At 57.7% G+C, this 19,355-nt stretch carries 18 protein-coding genes; 4 read left to right on the top strand and 14 right to left on the bottom strand.

The annotated features are described in order from the left end of the window. Positions 1-97: 97 nt before the first annotated feature. Positions 98-3,307: a reductive dehalogenase gene (locus tag CLM58_RS09260; RefSeq protein ID WP_095595670.1), complete on the top strand. Its 3,210-nt coding sequence runs from the start codon at positions 98-100 to the stop codon at positions 3,305-3,307. Between the two features lie 127 nt (positions 3,308-3,434). Next, positions 3,435-3,665, top strand: a complete 231-nt coding sequence (locus CLM58_RS09255) for a sulfurtransferase TusA family protein (RefSeq protein ID WP_095595669.1) — start codon at positions 3,435-3,437, stop codon at positions 3,663-3,665. On the opposite strand, the gene CLM58_RS09250 is transcribed toward CLM58_RS09255, so the two are convergent. The 4 genes from CLM58_RS09250 to CLM58_RS09235 are packed head-to-tail and all read right to left on the bottom strand — an operon-like array spanning position 3,662 to position 6,949. Next, positions 3,662-4,930: a molybdopterin-binding protein gene (locus CLM58_RS09250; RefSeq protein ID WP_095595668.1), complete on the bottom strand. Its 1,269-nt coding sequence runs from the start codon at positions 4,928-4,930 to the stop codon at positions 3,662-3,664. The genes CLM58_RS09255 and CLM58_RS09250 overlap by 4 nt on opposite strands. Before the next feature lie 42 nt (positions 4,931-4,972). Further along, positions 4,973-5,467, bottom strand: a complete 495-nt coding sequence (gene mobB / locus CLM58_RS09245; RefSeq protein WP_095595667.1) for a molybdopterin-guanine dinucleotide biosynthesis protein B — start codon at positions 5,465-5,467, stop codon at positions 4,973-4,975. Beyond that, entirely contained in the window at positions 5,464-6,084 is a 621-nt protein-coding gene (gene mobA / locus CLM58_RS09240; protein WP_095595666.1) for a molybdenum cofactor guanylyltransferase MobA, read from the bottom strand. Before mobA ends, mobB begins: the two co-directional genes overlap by 4 nt. Next, positions 6,077-6,949: a formate dehydrogenase accessory sulfurtransferase FdhD gene (locus tag CLM58_RS09235; protein ID WP_095595665.1), complete on the bottom strand. Its 873-nt coding sequence runs from the start codon at positions 6,947-6,949 to the stop codon at positions 6,077-6,079. Before CLM58_RS09235 ends, mobA begins: the two co-directional genes overlap by 8 nt. 77 nt (positions 6,950-7,026) lie before the next feature. Between CLM58_RS09235 and CLM58_RS09230 the strand changes: the two genes are divergently transcribed. Beyond that, positions 7,027-7,536, top strand: coding sequence for a DUF2478 domain-containing protein (locus CLM58_RS09230; protein WP_095595664.1), 510 nt, complete (start codon positions 7,027-7,029; stop codon positions 7,534-7,536). Further along, complete coding sequence (locus CLM58_RS09225) at positions 7,533-9,488, top strand: sensor histidine kinase (protein ID WP_095595663.1); 1,956 nt, start codon at positions 7,533-7,535, stop codon at positions 9,486-9,488. The genes CLM58_RS09230 and CLM58_RS09225 overlap by 4 nt, the downstream gene beginning before the upstream one ends. A gap of 6 nt (positions 9,489-9,494) precedes the next feature. Here CLM58_RS09225 and CLM58_RS09220 read toward each other — a convergent pair whose 3' ends face one another. The 10 genes from CLM58_RS09220 to CLM58_RS09180 all read right to left on the bottom strand — a co-directional run bounded on the left by CLM58_RS09220 (position 9,495) and on the right by CLM58_RS09180 (position 19,158). Beyond that, positions 9,495-10,850 carry a sigma-54-dependent transcriptional regulator gene (locus CLM58_RS09220; RefSeq protein WP_095595662.1) on the bottom strand — a complete coding sequence of 452 codons (1,356 nt, stop codon included), beginning with the start codon at positions 10,848-10,850 and terminating at the stop codon, positions 9,495-9,497. A gap of 6 nt (positions 10,851-10,856) precedes the next feature. After that, positions 10,857-10,982: a hypothetical protein gene (locus tag CLM58_RS17420; RefSeq protein WP_268236409.1), complete on the bottom strand. Its 126-nt coding sequence runs from the start codon at positions 10,980-10,982 to the stop codon at positions 10,857-10,859. Positions 10,983-10,994: 12 nt separating this feature from the next. Next, on the bottom strand, positions 10,995-12,272 hold the full coding sequence (locus CLM58_RS09215) for a c-type cytochrome (protein WP_233133063.1): 1,278 nt from the start codon (positions 12,270-12,272) through the stop codon (positions 10,995-10,997). Next, positions 12,272-13,462, bottom strand: a complete 1,191-nt coding sequence (locus tag CLM58_RS09210; protein ID WP_095595661.1) for a formate dehydrogenase subunit gamma — start codon at positions 13,460-13,462, stop codon at positions 12,272-12,274. The genes CLM58_RS09215 and CLM58_RS09210 overlap by 1 nt, the downstream gene beginning before the upstream one ends. Before the next feature lie 85 nt (positions 13,463-13,547). Beyond that, entirely contained in the window at positions 13,548-14,141 is a 594-nt protein-coding gene (gene fdh3B, locus CLM58_RS09205) for a formate dehydrogenase FDH3 subunit beta (protein ID WP_095595660.1), read from the bottom strand. 12 nt (positions 14,142-14,153) lie between these two features. Continuing rightward, the gene (locus tag CLM58_RS09200) at positions 14,154-17,048 is read right to left on the bottom strand and encodes a formate dehydrogenase subunit alpha (RefSeq protein WP_095595659.1); all 2,895 of its coding nucleotides are present in this window, start codon (positions 17,046-17,048) and stop codon (positions 14,154-14,156) included. A 103-nt stretch (positions 17,049-17,151) separates the two neighbouring features. Next, on the bottom strand, positions 17,152-17,343 hold the full coding sequence (locus CLM58_RS09195; protein WP_095595658.1) for a twin-arginine translocation signal domain-containing protein: 192 nt from the start codon (positions 17,341-17,343) through the stop codon (positions 17,152-17,154). A 50-nt stretch (positions 17,344-17,393) separates the two neighbouring features. Beyond that, the gene (locus CLM58_RS09190; protein WP_229666129.1) at positions 17,394-18,020 is read right to left on the bottom strand and encodes a TorD/DmsD family molecular chaperone; all 627 of its coding nucleotides are present in this window, start codon (positions 18,018-18,020) and stop codon (positions 17,394-17,396) included. Further along, positions 18,017-18,640: a DUF3306 domain-containing protein gene (locus CLM58_RS09185; protein WP_095595657.1), complete on the bottom strand. Its 624-nt coding sequence runs from the start codon at positions 18,638-18,640 to the stop codon at positions 18,017-18,019. Before CLM58_RS09185 ends, CLM58_RS09190 begins: the two co-directional genes overlap by 4 nt. Then, complete coding sequence (locus CLM58_RS09180) at positions 18,637-19,158, bottom strand: DUF3305 domain-containing protein (protein WP_229666148.1); 522 nt, start codon at positions 19,156-19,158, stop codon at positions 18,637-18,639. Before CLM58_RS09180 ends, CLM58_RS09185 begins: the two co-directional genes overlap by 4 nt. Positions 19,159-19,355: the final 197 nt, after the last annotated feature.

Here is a 19,355-nt window from a genome sequence, read left to right as displayed (position 1 = left end):
CAGGGGTAGCTCCGAAAATGGATTTCTTTCAGCCGGTCATCACCGATATGCTGGCTTTCGATGGCTAAACCGTTTTCAAAACTTGGGACTGTGTAGGATGCGTTTCTTTTCGGACAAAGATCGGCCAGTTCACCTAGGTCCCTACCCTTTGGAACGACTAAGGCGCGGGAACATGCCGGACATGGCGGCCGTACCCGCAATGCAGGCCGTTTCGTTCAATCGTCCAGAGGCGCCGAAAAGCATCGTGAACGCGATGCGAGAGTACCAGGCAATGATGGACGCAATCCGGGATGGCCTGGTGAACAGGGCCACGGCGGAGATCCCCACGGACCCGACGGAACGCGCCCAACATCTGAAGGCCTTCGGCTATTTCTCGGATGCTTCTGCCATTGGTATCTGCTGGCTGACTGAAGATGCCCTTTTGAAAGACCCAATCGCGAACCCGGAAATCGCCCGTCTGGCGGAGGCTTTACGTACGCGACAAACGAAGACGCTTGCCTCTGGGATCGACGTCATCATGGCCGACCTCAAAGAAAGCATGGAGGCCCCGCCCTCCACCATCGGCGGCCACACGCATGCGATTGTTTTCCTGTATGAAAACCCGCGTGCACCAAATAAGGATGAGCCGGGAACCGACTGGCTGGACGATGCACTGGACCAGCGGGCAAGTCTTCGCGCCAACGAGACGGCCTGTGTGCTGGCCAATTACATTCGACTGCTCGGGTTCGACGCAAAGGCTCATTCCGGATCGGCGTCCGATGTGGACCTGAACAAGCTTGCTGTGGCTTCGGGTTTGGCCTGGGTGGACGGTGACAAGCTAGTGGCCCCCTATATCGGGCCCAGTTTTGGACTGGCGGCAATCACCTGCGCATTGGGGATGACCGTGGATGCACCGCTGGCACCGCCGGAAAAGCAGCCTTGGTTTTCGACCCGCGGTCCGGCTTGGTGGATGGGCAAGGGTTTTTCCAAGAATGCCTTGAACCGGGATCCCTACGCTAAGCGACGCTTTGTCGATGGCGCGTACCCCTTTGAGCGGCTGAAACGCGTGGACACGCCCACAACTTATATTGACGAACCAAATGTCGCCCGCGTGCCGAAGCGCGCTGACATGTTCGCCCGGGCCCAGTTCGGCGACATGGGCCCCACCGTCCAGGAAGGTGCCAAAGGCGGTCACTATGCCCGCAAAAGCGCGCCCTCCTTCGCGCAACGACGCGCGCTTGGGGCGTTCGTTCTGTTGCAAGACGGCGAAAGCTTAGATGGACCGCGACCTTCTGATTGCAAGCGGAATGCCGAAAATATCAAGGCAGCCTGTTACTTTCTTGGCGCTGACGCCGTAGGCCTTTCCCGTTGCCCCGAGTGGGCGTGGTATTCCCATGATGCCGCCGGAGAACCGCTGGACCCACCCCACGATCAAGCGATCTCTATGATTATTGATCAGGGATATGAGACCATGGAGGGCGCCAGCGGCGACGATTGGATTTCAGTCGCCCAATCAATGCGGGCCTATCTGCGGTTCTCGCTGCTTGGCGGGGTGATTGCGCAGCAGATCCGCAACCTTGGTTACAAGGCCAAGGCTCACACGGTTCTTGATGGGGAAGTCCTACAGCCACCATTGTTGCTGCTATCTGGACTGGGCGAGGTCAGCCGGATTGGCGAGGTGATCCTGAACCCCTATCTTGGCCCACGTCTGAAATCGGGTGTGGTTTCAACCGATATGCCGATGGAGCATGACAAGCCCATTGATTTCGGCCTTCAGAACTTCTGCGAAAGCTGCAACAAATGCGCGCGTGAGTGCCCTTCGGGGGCGATCACAGCCGGGCCTAAACTGATGTTCAACGGCTACGAAATCTGGAAATCCGACAGCCAGAAATGCGCCACGTACCGCATTACAACACCCGGCGGCGCCATGTGCGGGCGCTGTATGAAAACCTGTCCGTGGAACCTTGAAGGCCTGTTCGCAGAAGCCCCATTCCGGTGGGCCGCATCGAACATTCCGGTACTGGCGCGGCCCTTGGCCAAACTGGACGACGCAATCGGCAATGGCAGCCTTAACGACACCAAGAAATGGTGGTGGGATATCGAATTGCAGCAGGACGGCGCCTATCGGCCCTCTGCGCACCCGCTTAACCGACGAGACCTGCAAAAAGATCTGGACCTGAAATACGAAGACCAGACCCTTGCCGTCTACCCTGCCCCTTTGGCGCCACACCCTTGGCCCTACCCATTCCCAATGGATCGCGAGGCTGGGATCGCGGCTTATGACGCGATGATAAGCGCGCAGGAATACCAAGACCGGCTGGCAAAGGGCGACACCAGTATCATCCACCGCTTCACCGTTCCCGACCCATCGGATGCCCCCGTCATTCGGGTCGAGCTTTCGAAGGTTGAACAGATGTCCGCTGACGTCTCGAAGTACGAATTTTCGACGATGGATGGATCAGACCTGCCCGCTTGGACCGCTGGCGCACATTTGGATGTGTTGGTGGCCCCAGAGTTCCTGCGCCAGTACTCTATGTCCGGCGATCCGGCTGACCGTTCCAAGTACCAGATCGGCGTGTTGCGCGAAGATGGCGGCCGTGGCGGATCCAAAATGCTTCACCGTATCTTCAACGAAAGGCGGAAGGTCTTTATCTCAAAGCCGATCAACCATTTTGAGTTGGTTGAAGATGCTTCAAAAACATTCTTGATGGGGGGCGGCATTGGTATCACGCCAATGATCGCCTTTGCCCATCGGCTGCACGCACTGGGCCGGGACTTTGCGCTGCATTATTCGGTCACCAAACGCGACGGTGCGGGTTACCTGAACGATCTTGCCAAAGTCCCTTGGGCGGATCGCGTCACTTTGCATGTTTCAGACGAAGGGACACGCGCTGATCTGGATGAAATCCTGTCCGACTATGTCGACGGCTGGCATGTCTACACCTGCGGACCGGATCGTTACATGGACGGTGTGATCCAAGCAGCTGAACGGCAAGGCTTTCCGGAAGAGGCGCGGCATCTAGAGTACTTCTCGGTCCCCGAACAACCCGAATATGAGAACCACCCGTTCACTGTCCGACTAAGGCGTTCCGGGCGAGAGTTTCTTGTCCCTGCGGACAAAACCCTATCGGACATTTTGATCGAGAATGGGGTCCATATTGATGTGAAGTGTTCCGACGGGATCTGTGGTGTATGCAAATGCGGGTTGGTTTCTGGGGACGTCGAACATCGCGACTTCGTGCTTTCCAACAAGCAACGAGAAACCGCAATCATCACCTGTCAAAGCCGAGCAGCGGACCCAGATGGTGTCATCGAGCTTGACCTCTGACCAGACAAACGCGCACGAAACGAGAGGTGGCTGCAACCTCAAGACCAACGTCCTCTCACCTTGCTCCACAAGGGCTTCACGCAGGAACCGACTGGACAAGCAGGATCACTCTTTCTACTTAATTCACATGACATGGGATGACGAAATCGACGCGATCGGGCTGCTGTGCCCCCTACCCGTTCTTAAGGCCCGTAAAAGGCTGAAAGCCATGGCACCGGGGACGATCCTGCGTGTTGTGACGACCGACCCCGCGGCCCTGATCGACATCCCTCATTTCTGCGCGGAATCGGGGAACGAATTGCTTGGTTCAGAAGAAGACGGCGAAAACACGATCTTCCTAGTTCGCAAGACGGCTTAGAACCCCGAATACGGCAGAAATTTTACCGGCACGCCCGGGGTTACGTTGATGGCCTCGTCTGGCAATTCCACCAAGCCTTCAGCCCATGATAGCCCGCTAATTCGGCCAGACCCTTCGGACCGAAAGACTTCCGCAGCACCGTCTTTGTTCAACCTTGCCCGCAAATATTCGCGGCGCCCCGGCTTCTTGTTTTTAGAAAACGCTGCCGCCACGACAAACGATGTTGGCTCTCGCCATCCAGCTCCGCCAAGCAACGACAGCGCGGGCCTTGCGAAAACCAGCGCGCAGACGAAAGCCGCAACCGGATTGCCGGGGAAGCCAAAAACGGGAACCCCTTGCCAAAGCGCCAAGGCCAGAGGGCGCCCCGGTTTCAATGCGATGCGCCAACTCGACAAGCTGCCCGTGGACTTCAATAGGCGCGAGACGTGATCCTCGTCACCGGCCGAAGCCCCGCCCGAGGTCAGTATGACGTCCACCTTCGCGGCCCCGTCGTCCAGCCGCTGTCGTATCGCGGCCTCGTCATCCAGCGCATGGCCAAGGTCAACAGCGTCCAACCCCCAGCTTTCAATCAGTGACAGCAACATCGGGCGGTTGGCATCATAAATCTTATCCGCCCCGCCTTCAGCCATCGGATCGGACAATAGCTCGTCGCCGGTGGACAGCACGCCGACCCTCAACGGCCGATAGACATACACTTCCGCGATCCCCAACGCCGTCAGCAACGCGATATCAGGGGGACGAATGACGTGGCCCTTTTCCAAGGCAACCTCACCTTTCGCCACGTCCTCTCCTGCTTTTCGGGTGTTGGCATTGGGTTTGATCGGCCCGTCAAAGGCCACCCGGTTCCCATCTGTCGCGCAGTCTTCCTCTAACACCACAGTATCGACCCCCGGCGGCAGGATCGCCCCGGTCAGAATGCGGATCGCAGATCCCGCAGGAACTTCGCCTGCGTAGGCTTGGCCAGCCGCCGCACGACCATCGACAAGCGGCAAATTCTGTACGCCGTCGCCAGTAGCCGCATGCGCAAACCCATACCCATCAACCGCTGAATTCGCGGCCGGAGGGTTGGACCGTCGCGCAACGCAATCTTCGGCCAGCACGCGCCCTCTGGCATCGGCGGTTGGGAGTGTTTCAACCTCTGTGACGGGCGACAGAATATCGCGAAGCCGGGCAAGGGCCTCGTCGACTTTCACCCAATCGACACCCTGAGGCATGGCGAAACAGTCGTTTTTCAAACGCGGTGGTACCAAAGGTGTTTCGCTCATCACGTGTTCCTTCAACTCTGCGACCGACGCCCTTTGAGCAGTCTACAGACCCACCTCACCCAAGATGAAATCCGCGATCGAAGCGGTGTCATCCAGATCGAAAACGGGCAAGCCATCTGCCTCAACCGCACTGTCAGAGGCGATCGCCTTGATCGTCTCGTTTGTCGTGGCCAGCAAACCCCTTCCCGTTTCGGACCGATGGGCTTCGACCTTCGGGTGCGCCTCTCGTTTGTAGCCTTCTACAAGGATCAAATCGACCGGGCTCAGCTTTTGCAAAAGTTCTTCGATCGGAGGTTCCGGTTGATCCCTAAGCTCGTGCATCAGCGCCCAACGAACGGGTGACGCCACCAATACTTCGCGCGCGCCGGCCTCTCGATGGCGATAACTATCGCGGCCAGGGTGGTCGATTTCGGTCGCGTGATGGGCGTGCTTGATCGTGGAAACAGTGAAGCCACGACCGGAAATCTCTGAAACCAAACGCTCTACCAAACCCGTTTTTCCCGAGTTTTTCCAGCCAGTTACACCGTATATCCTCATTTGACTTCCCCGGAGATCAAGCGTTTTGCTTCATCTATGTCGTCTGGTGTGTTGATGTTAAAGAACGGGTCGAACGGCGTACTTTCAAACACCGCTTGTCCTGCGTGGTGTGCATCTGTCCACAAGACAACCTTGCGCAATCCGCCTTCCAATGCCTGCCTTAGATCATCGCGCAGAGCGACTGGCCACAGTCCGAATGTTGGTTGTCGAAACACCCGTCCACCCTTCCCGACCGATGCCGCAAGACAAATCCCTTCTTCGCCGCGCGCCTCCCACAGGCGAGAAACGAGGTCTTCTGGGAAGAATGGCGTGTCTGCTGCCGCGGACACGATATGCGTGGCCCCAATTTCGCTGGCCCAATCCAATCCGGCCAGCACACCAGCCAGCGGTCCGGGAAAGTCCGAAATGCTGTCTGGCAGAACCGGCAATCCCAGATCGTCGAAACGTGCGGGGTCCCCATTCGCGTTCAATGCCAATGGGCCGCATTGCGCCGACAGGCGTGAAATGACCTGGTCGATAAGCCGTTCACCCGCCACTTCGCGCAGGCCCTTGTCCCCGCCGCCCATTCGGGTGGCAAGACCTCCGGCCAGAATGACACCCGGAATACTCTCAGTCATGCAAGGCACTCTTTCGCCGGTGCTTGCGGTCTTCTTTGGGCACCGATGTCACGTCAGCATCGAAAATCAAACGATCCTCACCCGACAGGCATACGAACCGTTGCCCACGCAGGCGCCCAACCAAGGTCAGGCCGACCTGACGGGCGATTTCGACACCCCAAGCGGTAAACCCAGAACGCGAAGCAAGCACGGGTATGCCCATCTGCGCCGTCTTGATCACCATCTCCGAGGTCAACCGCCCCGTCGTGTAGAGGATCTTGTCTTCGGTTTCTTCCTGATGGCGGAACAGCCAGCCGGCGATCTTATCAACGGCGTTGTGGCGCCCGACGTCCTCCATATAGACCAATGGCTGGTCTTCGCGGCACAGAACGGTGCCGTGAATGGCACCGGCTTCCAGATAAAGCGACGGCATGGTGTTGATCGTTTTGGAGAGAGAATAAAGCCAGCTTGTCCGAAGCTCGGCCTGCGGCAGGGTCAGACCCTCTAGCCCCTCCATCATGTCGCCAAAGACGGTACCGACAGCGCAGCCAGAGGTGCGGGTTTTCTTCTTAACCTTCTCTTCATAAGAGGTCTCACGCTCTGTTCTGACGACGATGGTTTCCAGTTCTTCATCAAAGTCGACACCCGTGACAATATCGTCAGAAAGCAGCATGCCTTGATTGCGCAAAAAGCCCAGAGCCAGATACTCAGGATAATCCCCGATCGTCATCGCCGTCACGATTTCCTGACTGTTCAGAAAGATCGTCAACGGACGCTCTTCGACCACGCGGATCTCGGTTTTGGCGCCCGTATGGTCCGTGCCCATAACAGGCCTCGTCAGGCTGGAATCCGTCGGATCCGGTACAAGGATTGGGCGTCGCAACATCGTTTATTTTCCTTTTCAATAAGGATAATGTAGACATTGAAAAGCAATGACAAGTGTGCGGAATAAAAAGGATTTCCATGCTGGGCTATATCTCGGACGATGCGCGCGGAGCCAGCGACAAATTGCTGTTTCAAATGGCAGATCGCTTTCGCAAAGACGGCCTGAATGTCGCGGGTGCCGTGCAGGAAAACATTGGCGGTGATGAAGTCACGGCATGTGATATGGTACTGCGCATCTTCGGCCATTCAGACCCGATCACGATCAGTCAAAATTTGGGGCCGGGTGCGACCGGGTGTCGGCTGGACCCTGACGCGCTGGAACGCGCCGTTGGGTTTGCTTCCGCACAGCTTTCTGATGACACAGATCTGCTGATTGTAAACAAATTCGGGAAGCAGGAAATGGAAGGTGGAGGCTTTCGCCAACTGATCGGCGAAGCGATGACACTTGGCGTGCCGGTCCTAACCGCGATCCGCCCTTCTTATCTTGAGGTCTTCACCAGCTTTACCGGCGACCTCGCGGAAGAGATCAAAGCCGAACCTTCGGCCATCAATGCTTGGTTCGATGCGCAACGGATGGAGACATTTTGAAGTCAGTCCGCCTCCGCATTCTGGTTCTCGCCCTCCTGCCGCTCGTCGTGTTGATGCCGCTGCTGCTGGTCTTGGCGATGACTCGGTGGAACTCGGATTATGACAACGTTTTGATTGCCAAGGTCGACAGTGACCTGCGCATTGCCGAACAATACCTTGGGCAGATTTTGGCGGGCACCGGGGCGGGCCTGCTGGCCGTTTCTGAATCCACGTCTTTCCTTGAGGCAACGCAACAGGGTGACGCCAGCGTGACGGCTTATCTGGAAAATGCCAGAAGCCGGCTTTCGCTCGATTTCCTTTATTTCTTGCCTCAAAACGACGCCGTCGATGCTTCAACCCGTTGGCCGGTGATCGCGAATGCGGTCTCTGGCAATTTGGAAACCCGGATCGATATCCTGTCAGCGGCTGATCTTCGAGCTTTATCACCAGCATTGGAAGATCAAGCGCGGCTTTCCCTGATTGCAACGGAAGCCGCTGTTCCAACGGACAGAACAGTCGAAGACCGTGGAATGGTTGTGCACAGTGCGGCCCCAGTTGCTATCGAAGGGAACGAAGGGGTCCTTGTCGGTGGCATCCTGTTGAATAGAAACCTTCAATTTATCGATACGATCAACGCACTCGTCTATCAAAGCGAGGAAGATGGAACCCCCAACAGGCAGGGTACGGCGACCCTTTTCCTTGAAGACGTCCGCGTTTCGACAAATGTGCGATTGTTTGAAGATGTCCGCGCCTTGGGAACGCGCGTTTCCGCAGTTGTTCGTCAAGCCGTTCTTGACGAAGGCCGAACCTGGCTGAACCGCGCCTTCGTAGTGAATGATTGGTATATTTCCGGCTACCTTCCGATCACTGACAGTTTCGGCAAGCGGGTCGGAATGCTGTACGTAGGCTTTCTGGAATCTCCGTTTAAAGCCGCAAAAAGCGCTGCTTACTTCGCCGTGCTGGCAGCATTTGCAGCCGTTGTGGCCTTGTCCGCCCCCCTGTTTTTGTTTTTGGCAAAAGGTATCTTCTCGCCACTTGAACGCATGACCCAGACCATGTCGAAAGTCGAAGCAGGCAATTTGGACGCCCGAATTGGCAATGTCGGATCGAAAGACGAAATCGGTCAGGTCGCGACGCACTTGGACGAGCTTCTGGATCAGGTGCAAGAGCGTGACCGGGCACTGCGATCGTGGGCGACAGAACTGGAAGAACGCGTGGACCGTCGCACAGCGGAATTGCACGAAGCCAACAAGAAGCTAGAAGACACATTCCAGCAGCTCGTCATGTCCGAAAAGCTGGCTTCGATTGGTGAAATCACAGCAGGCGTCGCCCATGAGATCAACAACCCGGTCGCCGTAATTCAGGGCAATGTCGACGTGATCCGGCAGTCTTTGGGCGAGCAAAGCAAACCGGTCGAGACAGAGTTGAACCTGATTGACCGGCAGATCGTTCGCATCGGCGGTATTGTTGGCAAGCTTCTTCAATTCGCCCGCCCCGGCGAGTTTGGCGATTTCACCGAAAGCATCGACCCGACTCCATTGGTCAATGACAGCTTGGTGCTGGTCAGCCACCAGTATTCAAAACAAGATATCGACGTCACGCGCGACTTTCAGGGGACTGCCCGGGTCCGGATCGATCCGGGTGAATTCCAACAAGTGGTCATCAACCTGCTGATCAACGCGGTACAGGCCATGGGCAACAAAGGCACCTTGTCGATCTCGACCTTCGACGAAGCGCGCTCTGGCGAGAGTGGGTTCGGCTTAACGGTCGCGGACACCGGCCCCGGCATTCCAGAAGAACATCTGAATTCCGTTTTTGACCCGTTTCTCACGACAAAGTCCGCCGAAGGTACGGGCCTGGGCCTATCGATCAGCCAGACCATTATCCAAAAAGCGGGCGGCTTGATCTCGGTTAGGAACAGGCCCGAAGGTGGCGCGGAATTCACTGTCTGGTTGCCGGGTGAGGCGGCTTGAACGACCTTATTCCACGCTGACATCCCAGGCAGCAAACTTCCGGTCGATCGTTTTCCGAGACACGCCCAAACGGCGCGCGGCTTCGGCTCGGTTCCCATTACAGGCATCCAGCACGTTCATGATGTGCCGTTGAGTAACCAGTTCCAGCGTTTCGACCGCAACAGAACCAGTGACCTTTCCGTTGCCCGAAAACTCTTCAGGGAAGCTGCTTAGAATGACCGAGCGTTCGATCAGGTTGCGCAACTCTCTGACATTGCCCGGCCAGTCGTAGCGGCTCATTTTCAGCAAGGTCTGATCGTCCAGTTCCAACGGCGGGACGCCAAGAGCGGTCGAGAACTCTTCCACGAACAAGGCCGCCAGTTCGACCATGTCTTCTGCACGATCTTTCAGCGTTGGCATCTCGATCTGAAGGACATTGATCCGATGATAAAGATCCGCCCTCATCTGGCCGTTCTTCACCGCCTCTTCCAGATTGGCATTCGTCGCAAACATGAAACGCAGATCAAGCGGGATCTCTCGTTCTGCTCCGACGGGCCGAATACGTTTGTCCTCTAGAACGCGCAGCAAGGCGGCTTGCACGATCTCGGGCATCTGCGCGATCTCATCCAGAAACAGCGTTCCGCCGTCGGCATTCAGGAACAGACCGTCCTGTTTGGTTTCGCCCCCGTCCACGAGGCCAAAGAACTCTTGTGCAGCAAGATTTGGCGGAATGGCCGCGCAGTTGATGGCCACGAAGGGCTGGTCGCTTCGCGGTGACAACGAATGCAAAGTTCGGGCGGCGACTTCTTTGCCTGCCCCGCTTGGCCCGGTGAACAAGACCGACGTCGGAAGCGGCGCAAGCTTGTGCAGCGTATCGCGGACCTGAGTAATCGCAGGCGAATTGCCCAACAATCGCCCGCGGTTCGAAGGCTGCTCAGTGGTCAGGGCATGGCGAAGAAGAAAGTTCTCTCGGCGCAAATGCTTGCGGTCCAGCGCCTGCGACGCGGCGTTCAGGATTTGATTTGCACGGAAAGGTTTCAGCACAAAGTCCGTCACCCCAATCCGCAATGCTTTAATCGCCGTTTCAAGATCGGCGTATGCTGTGATCAGAATGGTGTCGGCAAACAGGCCAACACGACGTTGTTCCTGCAACCACTCCAAGCCCGTCTGGCCCGGCATGATATTATCGACAATAATCAGATCGAAATGCGCTTTGTCCAAAATTGCCCCGGCCTCTTTGGGCGAGGCAGCCTGCTCTACCCGTCGGCACCGTGGCGTCAGAATCTTGGTCAAAAAGTTGCGCATACCGGGTTCGTCGTCGACCACCAAGATCGACGCGTTACCCAGATTCGCGTCATAGGTATCGGACTGCGCCGTGTTCATAAGTGCTTAGTCCAGTCGAACCGCGTTACCAGAATACTTTTCCTGCGAGGAGAACCCCGCTTGCTTCAAAGCGTAATCAGCCACGAAGGCCAACACAATAATTGCAGCGAAACCTGCCACCATTGCTTTCATCTTTGCTTCCCCTCACTTGGTCGCTGTTTTCAAGAATTCGATTAAGTCGGCCCGGTCCTGTGGGCCCGTGATCCGCTGCATGGGCATCTTGGAACCGGGGATGTAATGATCCGGCCCAAGGTCAAAAAGTTTGTCGATCGTCTCGCTGTTCCAGATGATGTCCGACCCGTCAAGGATGTCAGAGTATCGATATCCATCAACCGTCCCCGCTGCGCGCCCAAAGACGCCATGCAACGTAGGGCCGGCTTTGCGCGAGACACCGTCTTCCAGCGCGTGGCAAATCGAGCATTTGCGCATGAATTGCCGTTCACCATTGGCCATCTCTTCCGGGGCACGCAAGAAGCTTCGCTCTGGGTTATCGATGGCATCATATTCATCCAGAAACGCGATGGGCCATGAATAGACAACGTCGTCAATGCCCCCAGCATAGATGACCTCACCGCTCGGATCAAAGGCCAACGCCCAGATCGGGCCGCGACGTGTCGCTTGGAAATCGCGCGTGATTTTCCATGTTTCCGTGTCGATCACCATGATGAAACCGTGGCCGTCGCCAACCGCCAAAGTGTGGGTTTCCGGATGGTGTTCGATCGACAAAATCGGGCGCCGGTCGAGTGAAAAATCCGCGATCTGTTCGCCGGTTCGCGGGTCCACCACGCGGGTGCCTCCGTCCACTGCCCCATAGGCCAGCCATGATCCGTCAGGTGCGATGGTCAGTACGTTTACAGCGAACCCGTGTTTCACAATGACCCGTGGATCACCTTCGCCAACCGGCAACTCCACGATCACCCCTGCAGAACCAGCCGCGTATAAAAGCTCCCCATCCGGGGAGAACACCACGTCGCTAACAGAGCCCGCCGGAATCTTACGCGTTTCTCCGGTTCCGTCAAAAGTCCAAAACCCGACGGTCCCATCCCAACTGGCCGAGGCGACCAGCGATCCGTCGGGCGACACCTCTACATCGGCAACCTTGCCTTTGTGAGTGCCTATCTTCTTGGCCTCGTCATCCGCCCATGCGTAAATCGTGAAATCGTCACCGGAAGACACCGGCCCGTTTGGCCCGAAGGTCACATCGACAACTGCGGCTTCGTGGGCGTCCAACCACTTCGGCTCGCGCCCGGCCCAAAGGCCGACAGAGTTATCGAAACTGGCTGTCGCCACCTGCCCTTCGGGCGATACGGCGATCCCCATAACAGGCCCACCGTGCCCCTTGAGCGTCGTGAACTCCTGAGCCGCCAGCGGTGTGGCGGCCCAGATTGTCAACGCGAAGATATGCGCTACCGCACCTCGCATCATTCGGCCGGAGTGGCCTCACCTGCTTTCGCATCGCCGGATTTGGCCTTTACCTCGTCCAGCCAAAGCGAGTGGTGCTGATGGGCCCAAGCCTCGTCCACTTCACCCGTGCCCATCGCATCAAATGCGCCTTCCATACCGATCGAGCCGATATAGATATGTGCAAGGATGATCGCCATCAGAACAAAGCCGACGATTGCGTGCCAAAGTTGGGCAAACTGCATCTCTTCATGCGGGGCCAGTTGTTCCGGCAGAACGCCGAAGCCCAGCATGTCAGGCAAGCCTGTTCCATTGAGCATCGTGAAGGTTTTGGCAAACAACGGAAGTTCGAACGGGAACAACAGCGACAAGCCCGACAATGAGATCGAACCGCCCAACAAAATCACCGACCAGAAGATCAGCTTCTGTCCCGCGTTGAACTTTTTCGCTGGCGGGTGAGCCTTGCCGATAATACCGCCAGCTTGACGGATCCACGTTAGGTCAGTGCGGTTCGGGATGTTGTGGACAACCCACATCACGAAGACCATGACCAATGCCAGCATGAATGCCCAGGCCACGTTGTTATGGATGATCTTGCTGTAACTCAGCAGCGCGGCGTTGAAATCTTTCCCCATCATCGGCGCGATGAATACGCGGCCGAACAATACAGCCAAACCGGTCAGGCCAAGGATGATGAACGACCCGGCCAGAAGCCAGTGAGCGAACCGCTCGATTCCGGCGAAACGGGTGACCGTGCGGCCCGTCATAGGCTCATCCACCTTGATCCGTCCGCGCAGCAGGAAAAACACCGCCAACAGGCCGATGGTTCCCAGAAGCAACCAGCCACCATATTGGCGCAGTTCACCTTGGCGCCAGTTTAGCCACCACATCCCACCGTCCTGAATCAGGACAGAGGCAACTTCGCCCCCAGAGGATACGGTGATATCTGCCGACCCATAGCGCAGCCCGCGCCAGACCTCTGGGTCAGAGGCACCGCCAAGCGTACCCAATTGGGCCGAGCTTGCAGCGGCAGTGTCCGGGTCGCCCGTGGCGCTCCGGCGAAATGAATCATCAATCGAAAGGCCCTGCTGTCGGGCCATAATATCTTCCAGCGTTTGGGCTCCGCCCGTCGCTGCTCGGTCAGTGGACTGCGCCATGGCAGCCGACCCAAGCGTTACGGTCAACAGGAACGCGAGTACAAGGCGCAACATTGGCACCCTCCTTCAGGAATACTTTGTACGAGGTTGCTGGGTGGCCCTCGAAAGGGCCACCCGTAGTTACCAAGCCAAGACGGGATCAGCCGCCTTTTTGGTCGTAGGCCGTACCCCAACCCCAGGCGCCCGAGCCGAAGCCACGGGCAACCACGCGCTCGCGGTAGATGGCCGACACGATGTCGCCATCACCCGCCAGAAGCGCCTTGGTCGAGCACATTTCGGCGCAGATCGGCAGTTTGCCTTCTGCAATCCGGTTGCGGCCGTACTTGGCGAACTCTGCAGTCGAGTGGTTCTCTTCAGGACCACCGGCACAGAAGGTACATTTGTCCATCTTGCCGCGGGACCCAAAGTTGCCTGCCTGCGGGAACTGCGGCGCGCCAAACGGACACGCGTAGAAGCAGTAACCACAACCGATGCACAAGTCTTTGGAGTGCAGGACGACACCTTCTTCGTTCTGATAGAAGCAGTCGACCGGGCACACCGCCATACATGGTGCATCCGAACAGTGCATACAGGCCACCGAAATCGAGCGTTCGCCCGGCTTGCCGTCCTGAATGGTTACAACCCGACGGCGGTTGATGCCCCAAGGCACCTCGTGCTCGTTCTTACAGGCAGTAACGCAGGCGTTGCACTCGATGCAGCGTTCGGCGTCGCAGAGGAATTTAGCTCTTGCCATTTCTCTTTCTCCTTATGCTGCGGTGATCTTGCAGAGAGTACACTTGGTCTCCTGCATCTGGGTCACAGAGTCATAGCCATAGGTCTGCGCCGTGTTCGAGCTTTCGCCCAACACGTAAGGATCGGCCCCATCAGGATACTTGTCCCGAAGGTCCGCGCCTTCAAAGTGACCGCCGAAGTGGAACGGCATGAAGGCTACGCCCTCACCCACCCTTTCGGTGACCATTGCCATGACTTTGACTTTGGCGCCTTCGGCCCCTTCTACCCAGACTTGCGTGCCGTCCCGCACACCAAGGTTATTGGCGTCACGCGGGTTGATTTCGACAAACATGTCTTGCTGGAGTTCCGCCAGCCACGGGTTCGAACGGGTTTCGTCGCCGCCACCCTCGTACTCGACCAGACGGCCCGAAGTCAGAATCATCGGGTAGTCTTTGGAGAAGTCCTGCTTCTGGATCGACGCATACATGGTCGGCAGACGATAGAACTTGCGGTCTTCGTAGGTTGGGTAGTCGGCTACCAGATCGCGACGCGGCGTGTAGAGCGGTTCGCGGTGCAGCGGCACCGGATCCGGGAAAGTCCACACGACGGCACGCGCTTTGGCGTTACCGAATGGCGCACATTCGTGCTTGATGGCGACACGCTGGATACCGCCCGACAGGTCGGTCTTCCAGTTGGTCTTCGGACCGGCAACCGCGTCGATCGCTGCGCGCTCTTCGTCGGTCAGGTCTGAATCCCAGCCAAGGTCCATCAGCATCTGCATCGTGAATTCCGGATATCCGTCCTGGATTTCCGAGTTCACCGAATAGACGCCTTCGGCCAGCAGGTTGTCGCCGTCACGTTCAACACCGAAACGAGCACGGAAGGTCAGGCCACCCTCAGAGACAGGCTTGGACATGTCATAGAGGTTGGGCGTACCCGGGTGGTTCATTTCCGGCGTTCCCCAGCACGGCCACGGAAGACCATAGTAGTCACCGTCAGCAGGCCCACCAACAGCCCGCAGCGTAGTGCGGTCGAAGGTGTGCTGGTTTGCCATGTGCATCTTCAGGCGCTCTGGCGACTGGCCGGTATAGCCGATCGTCCACAGACCCCGGTTGAATTCCCGCGTGACACTTTCGATGTTCGGCGTGTTCTCGTCGTCCATCTCGATGTTGCGGAAGAACCGGTCAGCCCAGCCAAACTTGTTGGCGAACATGCCCATGATCTCATGGTCGGGCTTCGACTCGAACAGCGGATCGACAACCTTGTCGCGCCACTGGAACGAACGGTTCGACGCCGTGACAGAGCCATAGGTCTCGAACTGCGTTGCGGCCGGCAGCAGATAGACGCCATCGGTCCGGTCATGAAGCACGGCAGAGACGGTGGGATACGGGTCGACAACGACCAGCATGTCCAGCTGCTCCATCGCGGTTTTCATTTCCTTCATCCGCGTTTGCGAGTTCGGTGCGTGACCCCAAAGAACCATGGCGCGAACATTGTTCGGCTGATCCATGTTTTCCTTGTCCTCAAGGATACCGTCGATCCAGCGCGAAACCGGAATACCGGTCAGGTTCTGAAGCGATTTTTCCTTGCCGTCAGCACCGGTGATGTTGTCGAACTGGCCAGCAAGCCATTCGCCATCTTCACCCCAGACACGTGCCCAGTGGGCCCATGCGCCGCCCGACAGGCCATAGTAGCCCGGCAGGGTGTGCGACAGAACGCCAAGGTCGGTAGCGCCTTGCACGTTGTCGTGGCCACGGAAGATGTTGGTACCACCACCCGAGGTGCCCATGTTGCCAAGGGCCAGCTGCAGAATGCAGTAAGCGCGGGTGTTGTTGTTACCATTGGTGTGCTGCGTACCACCCATACACCAGATCACGGTGCCGGGACGGTTGTTGGCCATAGTGCGGGCCACGCGGCGCAGCTGCGAACCGGGGGTACCGGTGACGCGTTCGACCTCTTCCGGGGTCCATTTTGCTACTTCTTCACGGATCTGGTCCATGCCCCAAACACGGGTGCGGATGAACTCTTTGTCCTCCCAGCCGTTTTCGAAGATGTGCCACAGAATACCCCAGACCAGGGCGACGTCCGTACCCGGACGGAAGCGAACATATTCATCCGCGTGTGCTGCGGTACGCGTAAAGCGCGGGTCGCAGACGATCAGCGGAGCGTTGTTCTCTTCCTTGGCCTTCAGCACGTGCAGCAGCGAGACGGGGTGCGCCTCGGCAGGGTTGCCGCCGATGATGAAGATGGCCTTCGAGTTGTGGATGTCATTGTACGAGTTCGTCATCGCACCGTAGCCCCAGGTGTTTGCAACACCCGCAACCGTGGTCGAGTGACAGATACGCGCCTGGTGATCCACGTTGTTCGTGCCCCAGTAGGCTGCGAACTTGCGGAACAGGTACGCCTGCTCGTTGTTGTGCTTGGCCGAACCAAGCCAGTAGACGCTGTCAGGTCCGCTTTCATCGCGGATCTGCATCATGCCGTCGCCGATCTCGTTGATCGCCTGTTCCCAGCTGATGCGCTTCCACTCACCACCCTCTTTTTTCATCGGATACTTCAGGCGGCGCTCACCATGAGCGTGCTCGCGTACCGATGCCCCTTTGGCGCAGTGCGCACCAAGGTTGAACGGGCTGTCCCAACCGGGCTCTTGCCCGACCCAGACACCGTTCGAGACTTCGGCAACAACAGTACAACCGACAGAACAGTGGGTGCAGACCGACTTAACGGTCTCGACAGCCCCATTCGCGGCGGATTGTGCATTCGCTGCAGTCACCGTGCCGCCAGTGGCGCTGATCGCAGCCAGGCCACCAATGGCCAAGCCAGAGCCACGCAAAAACGCGCGGCGATCGACAGATTTCTCTGCGATATCAGACAGGATACTTGTCCGCTGGGGGCGTCGCGCAACCCCGTTGGTCTTTTTCCTAAGCATTTAAACCTCCCTTGCTAGCTTCATTGAGCTTGCTCGGTTAACGAAAACCTTTGGCAGTCGGGCGTCACGCAACCAGTCGCCGCAGGCAGAAATCAACGTCCGATCAGAACCGGGCGCTGGCATAGTAGGTGCGGGTGTGAACCGTATCCTGCATCTTCTCAGATGAAAGATCAGGCTGTGCGGCTTCCGCCGCGGTCCCGCTGGTCGCAACCGCAACCGCCGCAAGCGGCGCCGTGGTCCCGGCCATCTTCAGAAAATCGCGGCGGCTTGTGCCGTCCTCGGTTTTCTTGGTCATGAGAGATTTCCTCCCTTTGGTTATGGCGGTTGCCCGCCGTTAAATGCGGATTACTCCGCGCTCATCCGGAAGCCTTCCGTTTCGATCTCCATGAACGCCCGGCCAACCTGACCGACCGCTGCGAAGAAGACCGAGTTCTTGGCCGCTTCCAAATCTGTGAAAAAGTGTCCCGCCCATGGCGCGATGTGACGGTTGAAGAAGGTGCGCTGGTCTTCCAGCGTCGCCGGATCGCCAAAGCGACCTACGATCAGCGCGCCCATCATTTCCATCAACGAGGCGATGTTGTCCTCGGGCTCGTATACGTTCTCTGCCCGCGTCAGCCCGCGTGCCGCCATATCCCGGCGCAGCGTGGCGAGGGGCTTCTCGTTCAGGAACCCTGTCAGGTAGTAGCTTGCATAGGGCAGCAACTCGCCGCGACCCAGACCGATGAACAGACGGTTGAACTCGCTTTCAACGGCCTTGGGCTTCGACAGTTTGGCGATTTTTGCCAGCGCGTTGATCCCGGTGCCCAGCGGGCCCTCATCACCCGACAGACCGGCGGTCTGATCCAACATCATCTGATCCGGCGGGCCGGACAGCAGTACCCCTAAAAAGTTATAAAGGTCCGCGCGCAGGCGGTCCTCTTCAGCGATGGCAATTTGCGCGGCTTGCGCTGTCATCGAATTCTCCTCTGTCATTCGTCTTCCCCTTGTTCGTCGAATGCAAATCGCATCCGCCTACGGGGAGCTTCCGGGATTTCAGCATCATCGTCAAAAGCCAAAACGACCGGAGCAGGCGCGGCTTCTTCCGCCACCAAATCCGGCACCTCGGGCGAAACCTCTTCAAGATCTTCCTCCGGAACATCTTCAAGGGTCTCAGGCTCTTCCGACGCCTCTTCCACTTCTTCTTGCTGCTCGGCTTCCGCCTGCCGCGCCATTTCTTCCAGATGGCGGGTCATGCCTTTTCCTACCTGATAGGTCGTCTGCATATTCTCTACGACCATCGAAGCATCAGTAAAGTCCTCGCCATAGTCTACCAGACCATCGACATTTGCCAAAATCGGATTGGTCATCCACAGGCGGCGCAGGACGCGGGACTTGATACGGGCGGGGACGGCTTCTGTCAGGAACACCTTGAAATTGTCGCCTTCAGAAAGCGTATCCGGGTCCGGCAGACCCAGCTCTTCCAGAATTTCTTCGTCCGACTTTTCTGCCAGCGCGACTTCGCGTTCTTCAGCGATACGCGCTTCTTCCTCTCGAAGCTCGGCTTCTTGTTCGGCCTGAACTGCCGCTTTGCGTCTGCTCCAGAAATCGCTCAATGCAGTCTCCTCCGCTTGGCAGAGGCAGGCGAGCGATAGACGTCGCTGATCTGAGAGATCCGCTCATCACCGATCCCGTCTTCGACCTTGTCGATCCGTTTCTTGTCGCGGCGGCGTTTCTTGAATTCCTCATCCTCGTGATGGGCCATGGCGAAATCACGAACCCACGCCACCAGACCTTCAGGCATCGGAACCTTCTCGACCAGATCCTCGCCGTTGTCGGCATAGTCCTGCGCCTCGTAGGGGGAAGCCGTCACCAACAGCACCTCGAAGGGTTTGTCTGCCACATCGGATTCTCGAAGTACGACGTAGACACAGGGAACTTCGGCGGACAGCCCGTGCATGTAAGCCTCGGCATCCGCTCCGTGCATCTCCAGCGGCAAAGTCCCGGCATGGAATTCGGTGACATCGCCTTCAACGCGAATTTCGCGCCAGTCCGCATCTGCCGCGCCGGGCAGGACACTGGTAGCTTTCCACGACCAACGCGCCCAGCGGGTCACTCCCGGCGAGCGTCGGATCACGATGCCAAGCGGCAAAACATCGTAGCGTTCAGGGTTAATCTTTTTTCCTCCCCGGCATCTTTTTCGGTGCCTTGTGGGAAAAGTCTGACGCAGAGGGCGCTTTGCACAAAGTTTAAACTCTTAAAAAATTTGAATATTCGTCCGCTCTGGACATTTTGGGCATACCCCCTCACCCACCTCGAGCCCCAAAGACG

The organism is Actibacterium pelagium, from assembly GCF_002285415.1.
GTDB classification, from domain to species: domain Bacteria; phylum Pseudomonadota; class Alphaproteobacteria; order Rhodobacterales; family Rhodobacteraceae; genus Actibacterium_B; species Actibacterium_B pelagium.
This window is presented reverse-complemented; position numbering and strand designations above follow the sequence as displayed.

Coding starts and splice junctions, on each gene's coding strand:
- CLM58_RS09260 (WP_095595670.1), top strand. CDS start 98: ATGCGTTTCTTTTCGGACAAAGATCGGCCAGTTCACCTAGGTCCCTAC.
- CLM58_RS09255 (WP_095595669.1), top strand. CDS start 3,435: ATGACATGGGATGACGAAATCGACGCGATCGGGCTGCTGTGCCCCCTA.
- CLM58_RS09250 (WP_095595668.1), bottom strand. CDS start 4,930: ATGAGCGAAACACCTTTGGTACCACCGCGTTTGAAAAACGACTGTTTC.
- mobB (WP_095595667.1), bottom strand. CDS start 5,467: ATGAGGATATACGGTGTAACTGGCTGGAAAAACTCGGGAAAAACGGGT.
- mobA (WP_095595666.1), bottom strand. CDS start 6,084: ATGACTGAGAGTATTCCGGGTGTCATTCTGGCCGGAGGTCTTGCCACC.
- CLM58_RS09235 (WP_095595665.1), bottom strand. CDS start 6,949: ATGTTGCGACGCCCAATCCTTGTACCGGATCCGACGGATTCCAGCCTG.
- CLM58_RS09230 (WP_095595664.1), top strand. CDS start 7,027: ATGCTGGGCTATATCTCGGACGATGCGCGCGGAGCCAGCGACAAATTG.
- CLM58_RS09220 (WP_095595662.1), bottom strand. CDS start 10,850: ATGAACACGGCGCAGTCCGATACCTATGACGCGAATCTGGGTAACGCG.
- CLM58_RS17420 (WP_268236409.1), bottom strand. CDS start 10,982: ATGAAAGCAATGGTGGCAGGTTTCGCTGCAATTATTGTGTTGGCCTTC.
- CLM58_RS09215 (WP_233133063.1), bottom strand. CDS start 12,272: ATGCGAGGTGCGGTAGCGCATATCTTCGCGTTGACAATCTGGGCCGCC.
- CLM58_RS09210 (WP_095595661.1), bottom strand. CDS start 13,462: ATGTTGCGCCTTGTACTCGCGTTCCTGTTGACCGTAACGCTTGGGTCG.
- fdh3B (WP_095595660.1), bottom strand. CDS start 14,141: ATGGCAAGAGCTAAATTCCTCTGCGACGCCGAACGCTGCATCGAGTGC.
- CLM58_RS09200 (WP_095595659.1), bottom strand. CDS start 17,048: ATGCTTAGGAAAAAGACCAACGGGGTTGCGCGACGCCCCCAGCGGACA.
- CLM58_RS09195 (WP_095595658.1), bottom strand. CDS start 17,343: ATGACCAAGAAAACCGAGGACGGCACAAGCCGCCGCGATTTTCTGAAG.
- CLM58_RS09190 (WP_229666129.1), bottom strand. CDS start 18,020: ATGACAGAGGAGAATTCGATGACAGCGCAAGCCGCGCAAATTGCCATC.